Origin of the sequence: Nitrobacter sp. 62-23, from assembly GCF_001897285.1 — a bacterium.
Lineage (GTDB): Bacteria > Pseudomonadota > Alphaproteobacteria > Rhizobiales > Xanthobacteraceae > Nitrobacter.
The window spans coordinates 1-12,620 of sequence record NZ_MKSM01000039.1 but is presented as its reverse complement, the minus strand read 5'-3'; the positions used below and the strand labels follow the sequence as shown (position 1 = coordinate 12,620).

Here is a 12,620-nt window from a genome sequence, read left to right as displayed (position 1 = left end):
TCGCGGCGCAGTCGATCGGCGAGCCCGGCACGCAGCTCACGATGCGCACGTTCCACATCGGCGGCGCGGCGCAGATCAACGAGCAGTCCGTGATCGAGTCGAATTTTGACGGCAAGATCACGATCAGGAACAGGGCCATCGCGAGAAACGGCGAGGGTCACCTGGTTGCGATGGTGCGCAACATGGTCGTCGCGGTGGTCGATGCGGACGGCAGCGAGCGCGCGACGCACCGCATCCAGTACGGCGCGCGCATGCATGTCGACGAGGGCGATCAGGTCAAGCGCGGCCAGCGGATCGCCGAGTGGGATCCGTACACCCGGCCGATTCTGACCGAGGTTGAGGGCACTATCGGATTCGAGGACCTGATCGAAGGTCAGTCGATCTCCGAAACCCTCGACGAATCCACCGGCATCGCCAAGCGCATCGTCATTGACTGGCGCGGCACGCGCGGCGGGGCCGATCTGCGCCCGGCCATCGTGATCAAGGGCAAGGACGGCAAGGTGCTGAAGCTCGCGCGTGGCGGCGACGCCCGCTACATGCTGTCGGTCGACGCCATCCTGTCGGTCGACGTCGGCGCCAAGGTGAAGCCGGGCGACATACTTGCGCGTATCTCGACCGAGAGCGCCAAGACCCGCGATATCACCGGCGGTCTGCCGCGGGTGGCCGAACTGTTCGAGGCACGCCGGCCGAAGGACGCGGCGATCATCGCGGAAATCGCCGGCACTATCCGCTTCGGCCGTGACTACAAGAACAAGCGCCGTATCTCGATCGAGCCGGTCGACAATGAGGAGGAGACCCGCGAGTACCTCATTCCGAAGGGCAAGCACATCCATCTGCAGGATGGCGACATCGTCGAGAAGGGCGACTTCATCGTCGAAGGCAATCCGGCGCCGCATGACATCCTGGCGATCAAGGGCATCGAGGAGCTCGCCGCCTATCTGGTGAACGAAATCCAGGAGGTCTACCGGTTGCAGGGCGTGCTCATCAACGACAAGCACATCGAGGTGATCGTCCGTCAGATGCTGCAGAAGGTCGAGATTACCGATCAGGGCGAGACCGACATGATCTCGGGCGAGCAGATCGACAAGATCGAGTTCGACCGGCTCAATGCCAAGGCCAAGGAAGAAGGCAAGAAGGTCGCGACGGGAACGCCGGTCCTGCTCGGCATTACCAAGGCGAGCCTGCAGACCCGTTCGTTCTTCTCGGCCGCCTCGTTCCAGGAGACCACGCGCGTGCTCACCGAGGCCGCCGTCAACGGCAAGGTGGACCCGCTCGAAGGCCTCAAGGAAAACGTTATCGTCGGCCGGCTGATCCCGGCAGGCACCGGCGCCTCGATGGCCAAGATTCGCGAAGTTGCGGTCAAGCGCGACAAGCTGATTCTCGACGAACGCGAAAAGCAGGCTGCGATTGTGCCGTCCGCGCCCGAGGCCGAACCGTTGGCGCTTCCGCCGGCGGAGTAGGATCTGATCTTGCGTTGAAAAAAGGCCGGTGCAAACCGGCCTTTTTTTGCGTTGTGCGATGTCCGGCGTGCTTTTTTCGACAAGAGCCGATTTGTTCATCTTCCCTTCATGTAGAAAGGGCTTTTCCTAAAGCTGGCCGCTCGACTCAAAATCGAACGCGGTGACTAGAAAATGAGGAATGGAGGAAATTTCCTCCATGACTGAGCTTCGCTGGGGTCTGGCGCGCCAGATTTGGCAAAAGCCGGGTCGGGATTGCGAAAAGCGGTCAGGCGCGGATGTCGAAAGAAAATTATGCTTGATCTGGCAATTGTTGGTGGTGGCCCGGGTGGGCTGATGAGTGCGTGGCACCTCAGGAAAAAACTCGGAGAACTGTGTCGGGTCACCATCTTCGAGGCTTCCGACCGCCTCGGCGGCAAGGTGCTGACCCGCAAGTTCGAGACCGCGCCGGCGATGTACGAGGCAGGCGTCGCGGAAATCTACGACTACTCGATGACGGGCCCCGATCCGCTTCGTGAACTGATCCAGCATTTCGGATTGCAGACGATTCCGATGGACTCCGCGCAAGTGCAATTCGGCGGCGAACTGCTCGACGGCGTCACCGGCATGCGCCGCAAATATGGCGCCAGGACCGCCGATGCCATCACGGCCTTCCGCAAGCGCTGCACCGAAATGATGTCGCCGATCGAATACTACGAAGGCGCGCGCGACAACGATCACCCCTGGGCGTTCATGACGGCGGAAGAACTGCTCGACAAGGAGGTCACCGACCCCGTCGCCAAACGCTTCTTCAAGGTGATGGCGCGCTCCGACATCGCCACCGAGAGCCATAACACCAACGGCCTGAACGCGCTCAAGAACTTCGTGATGGATGTGGATGGCTACATCGGCCTCTATTCGATCCAGAACGGCAACGAGCAGTTGATCGACTGCCTGAAGTCGGAGGTCGATGCTGACATCCAGCTCAATCACCGCGTCCTCAAGGTCGGCAAGACGCCGTGCGGCCGCTATCAGCTCAACATGATGAACGGCAAGGGACCGGAGACCCGCGACTTCGATCTTGTCATCATGTGCCTGCCCCATAGCTGGCTCGCCACCGTCGGATGGGATGGCGAGCAGTTGCGCAAGTCGATGGTTCGGCACGTCGCTTACTTCGACCGGCCGGCGCACTATTTGCGCGTTTCGTTGCTGTTCGACGAGCCGTTCTGGGATGAGAGGATTTCCGGCGCGTGGTTCATGTCCGAAGCCTTCGGCGGCTGCTGCGTTTATAACGAAGGGGCGCGGCACAATGTCGGCCGTCATGGTGTGCTGAACTGGCTGATCGCCGGTTCTGACGCGCTGGCGTTCGCGAACCTCAGCGACAGGGAGTTGATCGATGCGGCGCTGAAGTCGCTGCCGGCGTCGCTCGGCAACGCGCGCGCGCATTTCCTTGAAGGCAGGATTCATCGCTGGATGTCCTCGGTCAATGCCATTCCCGGCGGCCTTCCGGCGCGCGACGTCATGACCAACCATCGGCCGGAGCCGAAGGAGCATCCTGGCCTGGTCGTGGTCGGCGATTATCTGTTCGACTCCACTCTCAATGGTCTGCTGGATTCCTCGGACGTGGCGACCGACATCATCGTCACCGAGATGATGAAGCTGCGCCGCGCGCGCGGCGGGAATCGCGGAACCGCTTCCGACCGGATCAATCGCGATTATTTCGAGAACTATCGCGGCCTCGGCCCCTATCGCGAGGTCTGGCAGCAGTTCAGTGATCCGGACTTCCTGATCGAGATGATCCGGATCGCCTGGAACAGGGCGACGGACTGCAAGCTGCTGGTGGCCGGGTCGGCGAGCGGCGAACTGGTCGGCGCGCTGCGTGACCGCGGCATCGATGCCGTCGGCATCGAGAACAACCGCGCCATCCATGCGATGACGCCGGCGGCGCTGCAGACGTTCAACCGGTTTGGTTCGATCCTCGACATGCCGTTCGCGGACGGGCAGTTCGATTTCGTCTATGAAACGAGCCTTTGCCACGTTCCGGAATCCCGGACGATGCGGGCGGTCCGCGAACTGAACCGCGTGGTTAAAACCGGACTGATCTTCGGCTCCGTCACCTCCGACATGAATCCGGCGGTGATCGATCGTTATGATTTGCTGCGCGGCGTGAAGAAGCTCGCCGCCCGGTGGGAATGGTCGGAAATCTTTTTCAACAACGGCTTCGACCTCGCCATGAACCGCAACGACCGCACCGACGACTTGTGGGCGGCGGCTCTTGCGGCCGGGAAGGGGCCGGATCGATGGTACGTGGATTCTGGAAGTCTGCGTTACTCGCTGTTTGACAAGATCGAGGACGACGCCTGATCCGTCAGAAGATGTCGAACATGCGCCCCGCCTCTGAGTCCATGTCCATCAGAAGCGGAAATCCGTGGTGCTCCGATTTCGAAGTTCGCATGTTCTTTTGCAACGGTAAAACCGATCGTGCCCAACGCTCCGCTGCCGCTCGACGATCTGCCCGCCCCCGACGCGGTTGAGGTTCTGCCGAAGAGCCCGCCTGGCGCGACTGAGGCGACGACAGCGTTGTCTGCACTGCCAACGCCGGCCGCCGGGCCTCATGCGCGCAATGATGAGGACGACGACGGGGGCGAGGGCGAGGACGACGGGACCGATCTCGACGAGGACGACGAGGAACTCGTCGTCTATACCGCGCGCGAGGCGGCCGGTGCGCTTGCGACGATCTACGCGTTCATCTGGCCCTCGCTCCGGAATTACCGGAAGGCGTTGACGTTCGTCGGGGTCGGCCTGCTGGTCGAGACGTTGTTCAACGTCATCATGCCGCTCAGCCTCAAGTTTCTGATCGACGATGCGCTTGGCGAAGAGGACTTCGACGTTCTGGTGAGAATCCTGTCGGTGCTTGCGGTCGCCGGCGTCGTCACCTCGCTGATCTCGATCTGGTACGAACGATGGGATGCGTGGCTGTCGTCGTCGGTCGTCTCGGAGGTGCGGCAGCAGCTTTTCAGTCATGTGCAGGATCTGCCGTCGGCATTTTTCGCACGCGTCCGGCGCGGGGAAATCCTGTCGCGTTTCTCCGTTGATCTCTCCGCGTTTGAAGGTGCGGCGAAAACGTTCGTCGGCACGGCGCTGCTTCCGGCGATGGAGTTGGTGGCAGGCATCGTTCTGATGCTGTTCTTGAGCTGGAAGTTGGCGGTGGTCGCGTTGCTGATCTTTCCGATCACGCTGATCGGGCCGCGTATCCTGACCCCGAAGGCGGTGCAGGCCAATTACGAGCAGAAGGTCAACGAGTCGGCGATCCTTGGCGTGGTTCAGGAAAACATCGCCGCGCAGGCTTTAGTCAAGGCTTTCAGTCTGCAGCGTCGAGCCCGCGGCTGGTTCACCGTCCGCAATGAGGAGACCAGAAGGAAAATCGCATCCTCCACATTTCTGTCGAGCATGGTCGAGCGCTCGGTCACGATTGCGGTGCTGCTGCTGCATCTCGTCGTGCTTGGCATTGGTGCCTATCTGGCGACCAGCGGGCAGATCACGATCGGAACGTTCGTGACGTTTGAAAGCGCGTTCTGGGAAATCTCGTACAATATCGCCCATCTGATGTCCTATGTGCCGGTCTCGCTTCAGGCTGCGGCGGCCGTGCGCCATATGCAGGAACTGCTCGACGAACCGAAGCGTGGCATCGACCGGCCCGGGGCGCCGGATCTGCCGCGCATCACCCATGACATCACCTTCGATCGCGTGACGTTTCGATATGAGGGCGCGGAGACACCGGTTCTCGACAACCTTAGTCTCAAGCTCGATGTCGGAAAGCGCATTGCGATTGTCGGGCCGAGCGGCTCCGGCAAGAGCACGCTGCTCAACCTGATCCTGCGCCTCTATGTGCCTGATGCGGGCCGCGTCACGATCGATAGCGTCGATATCCGGAAGGTGACGCGCGAGTCGCTGCGATCGGGCATGGCGATCGTGTTTCAGGAGAACATGCTGTTTAACATGTCGATCCGCGAAAACATCCGTCTTGGCAAGGAAGGCGCAAGCGACGCGGAGGTCGTGGCCGCGGCGAAGAAAGCCGAGATTCATCGTTTCATCATGAGCCTGCCCCGGCGCTACGATACTGTCGTCGGCGAGCGCGGCGATACGCTGTCAGGCGGCCAGCGCCAGCGCATCGCTATTGCGCGCGCGATCGTCCGCGATCCCTCGATCCTGTTGCTTGACGAGGCGACCTCCGCGCTCGACCAGACCACCGAAGCCGCGATCAACCGCACGCTGCTGAAGGTGTCCAGGGGACGCACCATGATCTTTTCGACCCATCGCCTGACGTCGGTTGTCGATATGGACGAGATCATCGTCATCAGCGGCGGCCGGGCCGTCGAGCGCGGTTCTCATTCGGAGCTGATGAATGGTCATGGCCTCTATCGCAAGCTCTGGGACGATCAGGGGCATGCCTATGATGATGGCGAGAGCGACGACGAGTAGGCATTTCCTACCTATGCGAAGTTATGCGACCGAAGTGATGAAAAATTAACATCAAGTTTAGCCAATTTGCCCGTTTCATCGCGGCGTTATTCGTTTCATGCGGGCGCAATGATATATTTCGTGGTGCGGATGCAGCTCGATGGTCGAGGAATGGTTTTCCAGACCAAAGGCGCAGGTTCGATTCCTGCAACCGCTCCAGCCGCGGAAAGCGCGGGCGCAAAAAAGAAGGGCCGTGCAAAGGCGCGGAACCGAGCACATGATCGATGCAGAGAAGAAGCGGCAGAGCCGCAAGTCGGTCCGGCAATCCGCATGGATCATCCTCGACGGCGGCTTCGCCAGGCGGCCGTGTACTGTCATTGATCTGTCGGCGACGGGCGCCAAGATCGACGTCGACGACGCCAGCGCGGCGTCAGCCGGCTTCCAACTGGCGTTCTCTCGTGACGCCCGAACCGGACGTCGATGCCAGGCGGTCTGGCGCAGCGGAACGACGCTGGGCGTCAGGTTCGTCTGAAGCGATAAGAGGAAAGGCGTGTAGCGGTTTTCCAACCGCATCCCACTTTTGAAATCGATCGCGTTCATGATTTCGGATCGATTTCATCCAAAACCATTGTGGTCGAGAACCCGCCCGGTTGGGATTTCATCAGAAGCGAGAGGCAAGCCTACGCGGTTCTGCCTTCGCGCGATTCAGGGTGCGGTTGCGATGCAGGTATCGGCGCGGCGGGCTTGTGCGTCAGTCCGATCACGCCCTGGGCCAGCCTTCCTATGAAGCGCGCCCACCGTCGTGCGCGCCAGGTCAGGCCATCGTCGATCGACAGCGAGCGAAGGTGCCAGGCTTTCGCGGCCGACCACGTGTCGCATTCCACCTTCACCGGATCGTCGTAGAACATCTCGATCTTGGCGCGACCCATGCCTTCGGTCGCGAGCCAGGTCGGAATATGAACGTTGCAAAGCCGTTCGACGTCGGTGAACACCTTGTCGGTGCCGGTGCCTGCGGCCGGGCATGACGTCGCGAAAGCGTCGCCGACGACAACGACACCGGCCTGCCGATGATTTTCCGTGACGTACAGATCTGCCGGCCGGATCTTGATCGGCCCGACAACCTTGAAGTCGCCGGCCATGCGGTCGAAGCCGGGCATCATCGCGCGCATCGTCGCTTCGGGGTTCTCACGAAACTCGTGAAACCAGACGTCGTCCATGGGTCGATAGACCATCATGTTCGCCCGCATCGCAGCCCCGATCGGAAACAGCGTCAGATAGGCCAGGCGATCGGCGGTTCGCTTCGGCCAGTAGGTCAGGGCCGGGAAGGGCAGCGCCGGGCGGCCGACCGGCGCGACGTCGAATCCCAGCGTCACGGAATGACACTCGCTGATGACGCGTCGCTGGAGGCCGAGCATGTGGCGCAGGCTGATGCTGAGGCCGTTTGCGAGCACGACCAGCCGCGCGGAAATGTCCTCGCCGTCCGCCAGCACCACGCGCTGGCGCTCGTCGCCGGTCGCGACTTCGACGACCTTAGTATAGAGAATCTCCACGCCGGGCGGGATCAGCGCGCGTGTGGCATTGACGAGCGTGTCATACATCACGCCGTGCTGATCGCTTGGTTTCCTGGCGACCACGATACCGAACCGCGCTTCCCAGACCTCACCGTCGACGGTGGTCAATCGCAGGATTTCCTGGTCCAGGCCCGTTCTGCGCAATCGCGGCAGTTGCGTGCCGCCGATCTTTTCGCAGCGCAGGTCGGGCGGATATACGATGTGCGGATCGATCATGATCGCGGCAACGCCGGCACGGCCGAGCATCGCGGCGGTGATCGATCCGGCCAGGCCGCCGCCAACGATCACAATGTCGGTATAGCGCATACACAGGCCCTTGTTCCGCAGTGCTATCCTTGCACCCTAAAAGGCAAAGAAACCTTGAAGGGACATCGAGCGGTCGAGGCCGGATCGGGCCGTTGTGGCTTAACCGAAAAGCAATGCCGGACCAACATTATGCCACCCTGCGCAAGGATCGCCCAAGAGGACATCCCGAGGGGATCGACCAAGGCCTCTGATGATTTCGGTAAACATTTGTTCACCAACCCTGGACCTTGCGGCGCCGTGGGACGACCTCGTCCAGCGGGCCTCTCCCAATGTGTTCATGAATCCGGCCGCGCTGACTGTCGCCAACGAGATCGGCTTCGCGCGCATCCGGGTCCTGCTTGCATGGGATGACAGCGCCGAGCCGAGGAAGCTGGTCGGCATCTGGGCCTTTCAGGTCCGCAGGATCTCGCGGTTGTGGCCTGCGCTGCTTGAGGCATTGCCTTACAACTACGCCTTCCTCTCAAGTCCCGTCGTGGATCCCGCTTTCGTCGGCGTCGTCGTTCCGGCCTTCCTGTCGGCGATCCGCACCAGTCCCTTGCTGCCCAACGTGATCAATCTGAAGTCGCTTGATGCCGAAGCCACGAGCTTCGACATGCTGGTGAAAACGCTCACCGAGCAGGGCAGGGCGCAGCTCAGATTGTCCGAGAGTACGCGGCCTTTCGCGACCCCGGAGCTTGGCGTGAAACGGTCGGGCTCGACCCGGAAGAAGCTGCGGCAGGACTGGAACCGGCTCTCCGCCGCCGGCGCGGTCGATATCGTCAACAACGGTGCGCCGGATACGGCAGAGGCGTTCGAGACGTTCCTGAAGCTGGAAGCCTCTGGTTGGAAGGGCGCGCGCGGCACGGCTCTGCTGTGCGATGCCGCGGACGCGGCCTTCGTCCGGCGGATGGTCGCCGCGCTTGCCGAACGCGGCAGCGCCTCGGTGGCGCTGCTTCGCGTCGACGGGCGGCCTATCGCCGCGCAGGTGCTGATGTATTGCGGCGCCACGGCCTACACCTGGAAAACCGCATTCAGCCCGGACTACGCGAAATACTCGCCGGGCGCGCTGCTGATCGACAAGATCACGGACGAGCTGTTTTCCGTAGGCAGAATCACGGCGATCGATTCCTGTTCCTACGAAGGCAGCTTCATGACCCAGCTCTGGGCCGGGCACCGGAAAATGGCCGATCTGCTCGTCGACGTCGGACCGGGCAAATCGCTGGCGTTTTCGCTGGAGGCAGCCCGTCAGCGAGGCTACGGCTATCTTCGCTGGCTTCGCGACTGGATCCGGGCTTGGTCCATGCCGGCCGCACCCAAAAGCAAGAAGGTGAGTTTTGCCGCGCATCGCTAGCGTCACGCGCGATCCGGCTGCCGATGGGGCCGAGTTGACTTATGGGATTCGATATATCTTACTAAATATATCGATGGATGGCTTCTCGCGCCGCTTTCGTTCGGCATGTCGCCGCGCCTTGTCCGGCCTTGTCTGTCGGGGCAGGTGCGGTGCACTCCTGAACGGATGTCTGGAAGTGTTCAAATATGTTCAGCCAGGCAGGCGAGGCAATATCGGCTGGCTGAACCGGCAGCGCAGACGGGCGCGACGAGTCGGGGTGGCGACCCGGCGCAGCTTGCCTTTGCTCTTGCAAAGACCGAAGCTGCGGCCGATCCAATTTTTTCTGAAGAACCGGTGACCGGGGACAATGGCACAGAGACCAAAAAACGCCCTGTTGGCAAGCATACCGGACTCGGAATGGATCGAAATTCAGAGGGTGTGCGAGCCCGTGAAGCTGTCGCTTGGGCGCGTGCTGTACGAACCGCGTGGCGCGTTCGATTACGTCTACTTCCCCGAGACGGCGATCATCTCCAACATCGCTCCGCTCAAGACCGACAGGACGGCTGAAACGTCGACGACCGGCCGGGAGGGAGTGATCAATGTCGGAGCCATCATGGGCGACGATCAATCGATGCATCGCGCTGTCGTCCAGGTATCCGGTGATGTCATTCGCATTTCCTTTCGCGACTTTCAGGATATGCAAGCACGCCTGCCTGTCTTTCGGCGCAAGCTCAACGCCTACTCCCGAGCATTCCTTGCGCAGGTAATGCAGTCCGTTGCATGCAATGCCAGCCATTCGTTGCTCCAGCGCTGCGCGCGATGGCTGCTGAAGTCTCACGATCGCGTCGATGGCGACGAGCTTCGGCTCACCCAGCAATTCCTTGCCGAGATGCTGGTTGTCAGTCGCGTGGCGGTAAACGCCGAGCTTAAGCAATTCCAGAAACAGAAGGTTCTCACATACAGCCGCGGCATCATCACGATACTGGACCGGAGACTGCTGGAGCGAACAACCTGCGAATGCTATCGCGCGGTCCGGCGCGAATACGACAGACTGCTGCCCGGCTCCTTCACCAAATAAAAAGCCAGCTATGTAAACTAGTTGGCTATACGGTCGCGACTTCCATCGGTACACCAAGTACATCCAACAAATGGAGCGCACCGATGCCGAGACACGTCTCATTTTACGATGAATCTCTGGGAAAGCAGATCTCCGGTTCCTACACCTCTGACGGCAAGGTGATCCATGCCGGTTCGGGGACCCTGGGCGCCAAGAGTGCTCCCCTCGGCTATCTTGGAAACGCCAACACGTTTCCGGTCGATCAGGAAGGCCAGGACCTGCTGGCTCAGAAGCTGCTGAGCGAGCTGGCCCATCGTGAAGCGAAGAACGGCCACGCTCACGGCCACTAGGCTTTAGGTTTTCGCCGTTTGCTGCGGAGACCATTTAATTGGTCCCGCTGCGTGGGCGAGTGAAGTTATCGAAACTAATTCTTCCTCCCTGGTTTTGTGCGTTACAGCCGACATTTTCCGAATGCTGCACCTTTCGAAAAGTGTCGACCATCTCAAGCGGTAGGTAGCACCCGCTTGGCCACGATGCGCCTGTAACCGGCTTTACCTGACCCACGGCGCTGCTTGTCGTCACCGATAAGGTGACGACAAGTGGCGTTTTTGTGTGTGTGGGTATCTTCCGCAGCGATGCTCCCTTTGCGGTGCAGCGTCCGGTCGGGTCGGGCGCGTCGTTTCCCTGCGCATCATCTGTGCGCATCGTCCCCTGTGCGCGTCGTCGTCCCCGGCGAATTCCGGACCCAGGATTTCGACAGCGGCAATTTACCGGTGGTGTTCGCCTATGGCGTTTACAGGTGGAGCATCCTCGGGCTTGACCCGTGGGTGGATACCGCTTGCGTCAGGAAAACACGCCGAATCAAAATCATAGCCTCACTTCTGAGTCTTCCGTCGGAAGCGGAAGGGCCGGGTGCCCGAACGTGGCTCAGGCGGATATGATCCGACGGCGGCCGGCCGGGCGTATCGATCCGTTCGCAGGGACGACCGACGTTTGAAACCCGATTCGGGGGGAGGGCGGGTCACGGCTTCGCCTGACCCTGTGCCACGGGCCGGCCGCAGACATCAAAGCCGCAGATATCAAAGTTGTCGCCGCCTCCTGTCCGTCGGGACTGCCTGCCCCGGAGGCCCCATAGGGAGTTCCGGCTGTGCACCCTTCCTTGAACCGGGGCGCTGGTCGCTTACCGCGCCAAGGCCATCATTTCGGTGGCGGCTGCAGGTCAGCGTCGCAAATGTCAAATTCACCGGCAATCCGGCGGCAGAATCGTTCGGGGCACTTCTCGGGAATCAAAGCCGGATTCGCCGGAGGCGACGGTTCAAGACTGGTCCCGTCTCTTGGAGGTCTCCGAATTCCTTTCCGATCCCGGCAGAACGAAAGCGGCCCGGGGGAGGGCTGGCCGATGTCGCGGAAAGACCATTATTTCGAAAGACATCCATCCGGCTGGTAAGGCGTTTGGTCGCCGATTTCCCGCAGAAGGGAGGCGCGCCAAATGGCCGGTGGTCAACGGGTAGAAGCGCTTCTGCGGCGGCGGTTTAGCCTTGACTTGGCGACTCGCGGTGGATAAAACCCGCGCACTTAACGGCAGGCGGTGAGTTACGCCAACGTCGGAACGGACCACCCTTTCTATCTGATTTGGTTGATAGAGACGGGCACCAACCTCGACGAATGCTGCTCAAACGCTGCTGGTGATAGCTAGGCAATGCTAGGACGACAGTCGTTCTCTTGAGCGAGTTCTCTCGAGATTGATTTCGGATGCATGACCTCGGTGGAAGCCGGCCGGTTCCTTCCGGCTGGCGTTGATCGCGGTCCTCTGTGGTGTCGAAGCGCTTTCCGTTCAGCGATGAACGGTTGGCGCGATTTCGTTTTGCGTGAAACGTTTTCATGCATCGCGAGTGGGTGGGCGGCAGCCCAGGACGAATCTGCGGAGCCGATCGGGGTTTCGCGTAAATTTAAGGGTGAAGGCGAACGATGCCGACGATCAACCAGCTGATCGCAAGTCCGCGCGTCATACAGAAGTCGCGCAAGAAGGTGCCTGCGTTGCAGCAGTCGCCGCAAAAGCGCGGCGTGTGCACGCGGGTTTACACCACGACTCCGAAGAAGCCGAATTCGGCGCTGCGCAAGGTCGCCAAGGTGCGCTTGACCAACGGCTTCGAGGTCATCGGTTATATTCCGGGCGAGGGGCATAACCTTCAGGAGCATTCCGTGGTCATGATCCGCGGCGGCCGCGTCAAGGACTTGCCTGGCGTGCGCTATCACATCCTCCGCGGCGTCCTCGACACCCAGGGCGTCAAGAACCGCAAGCAGCGTCGTTCGAAGTACGGCGCGAAACGTCCGAAATAAGCGGGAACAAAAACGATGTCGCGTCGCCATTCTGCCGAAAAGCGTGAAGTGCTTCCCGATCCGAAGTTCGGAAACGTCGTCATTACGAAGTTCATGAACTCGGTGATGTATGCCGGGAAGAAGTCGGTCGCCGAAAGCAT

The 12,620-nt window shown here is 61.0% G+C and carries 8 protein-coding genes and 2 pseudogenes; 9 read left to right on the top strand and 1 reads right to left on the bottom strand.

Annotated features, from left to right (window positions below):
• The 4 genes and pseudogenes from BGO16_RS03800 to BGO16_RS03785 form a co-directional block, all read left to right on the top strand.
• Nucleotides 1-1,460 (top strand): annotated as a pseudogene (locus tag BGO16_RS03800) (DNA-directed RNA polymerase subunit beta'); the annotation flags it as partial.
• Nucleotides 1,461-1,751: 291 nt separating this feature from the next.
• Nucleotides 1,752-3,800: an FAD-dependent oxidoreductase gene (locus tag BGO16_RS03795; protein ID WP_292617267.1), complete on the top strand. Its 2,049-nt coding sequence runs from the start codon at nt 1,752-1,754 to the stop codon at nt 3,798-3,800.
• A 216-nt stretch (nt 3,801-4,016) separates the two neighbouring features.
• Nucleotides 4,017-5,918 (top strand): ABC transporter ATP-binding protein, encoded by a 1,902-nt coding sequence (locus BGO16_RS03790; RefSeq protein WP_292617268.1) that lies wholly within the window; start codon nt 4,017-4,019, stop codon nt 5,916-5,918.
• Between the two features lie 256 nt (nt 5,919-6,174).
• On the top strand, nt 6,175-6,429 hold the full coding sequence (locus BGO16_RS03785; protein ID WP_292617266.1) for a PilZ domain-containing protein: 255 nt from the start codon (nt 6,175-6,177) through the stop codon (nt 6,427-6,429).
• A 148-nt stretch (nt 6,430-6,577) separates the two neighbouring features.
• Here BGO16_RS03785 and BGO16_RS03780 read toward each other — a convergent pair whose 3' ends face one another.
• Complete coding sequence (locus BGO16_RS03780; protein WP_292617265.1) at nt 6,578-7,774, bottom strand: NAD(P)/FAD-dependent oxidoreductase; 1,197 nt, start codon at nt 7,772-7,774, stop codon at nt 6,578-6,580.
• 190 nt (nt 7,775-7,964) lie between these two features.
• Here BGO16_RS03780 and BGO16_RS03775 point away from each other — a divergent pair, with 190 nt between their 5' ends.
• From BGO16_RS03775 to BGO16_RS03755, 5 genes and pseudogenes are all read left to right on the top strand, one after another.
• Nucleotides 7,965-9,104 carry a GNAT family N-acetyltransferase gene (locus tag BGO16_RS03775; protein WP_292617264.1) on the top strand — a complete coding sequence of 380 codons (1,140 nt, stop codon included), beginning with the start codon at nt 7,965-7,967 and terminating at the stop codon, nt 9,102-9,104.
• 415 nt (nt 9,105-9,519) lie between these two features.
• Nucleotides 9,520-10,161 carry a Crp/Fnr family transcriptional regulator gene (locus tag BGO16_RS03770; RefSeq protein WP_292617263.1) on the top strand — a complete coding sequence of 214 codons (642 nt, stop codon included), beginning with the start codon at nt 9,520-9,522 and terminating at the stop codon, nt 10,159-10,161.
• 83 nt (nt 10,162-10,244) lie between these two features.
• A complete protein-coding gene (locus tag BGO16_RS03765) occupies nt 10,245-10,490 on the top strand; it encodes a hypothetical protein (protein ID WP_292617262.1) in 246 nt (81 codons plus the stop codon).
• Nucleotides 10,491-12,108: 1,618 nt separating this feature from the next.
• The gene (rpsL, locus tag BGO16_RS03760) at nt 12,109-12,480 is read left to right on the top strand and encodes a 30S ribosomal protein S12 (protein ID WP_009797142.1); all 372 of its coding nucleotides are present in this window, start codon (nt 12,109-12,111) and stop codon (nt 12,478-12,480) included.
• A gap of 15 nt (nt 12,481-12,495) precedes the next feature.
• A pseudogene (locus BGO16_RS03755) lies at nt 12,496-12,620 on the top strand (30S ribosomal protein S7); the annotation flags it as partial.

Coding starts and splice junctions, on each gene's coding strand:
- BGO16_RS03795 (WP_292617267.1), top strand. CDS start 1,752: ATGCTTGATCTGGCAATTGTTGGTGGTGGCCCGGGTGGGCTGATGAGT.
- BGO16_RS03785 (WP_292617266.1), top strand. CDS start 6,175: ATGATCGATGCAGAGAAGAAGCGGCAGAGCCGCAAGTCGGTCCGGCAA.
- BGO16_RS03780 (WP_292617265.1), bottom strand. CDS start 7,774: ATGCGCTATACCGACATTGTGATCGTTGGCGGCGGCCTGGCCGGATCG.
- BGO16_RS03775 (WP_292617264.1), top strand. CDS start 7,965: ATGATTTCGGTAAACATTTGTTCACCAACCCTGGACCTTGCGGCGCCG.
- BGO16_RS03765 (WP_292617262.1), top strand. CDS start 10,245: ATGCCGAGACACGTCTCATTTTACGATGAATCTCTGGGAAAGCAGATC.
- rpsL (WP_009797142.1), top strand. CDS start 12,109: ATGCCGACGATCAACCAGCTGATCGCAAGTCCGCGCGTCATACAGAAG.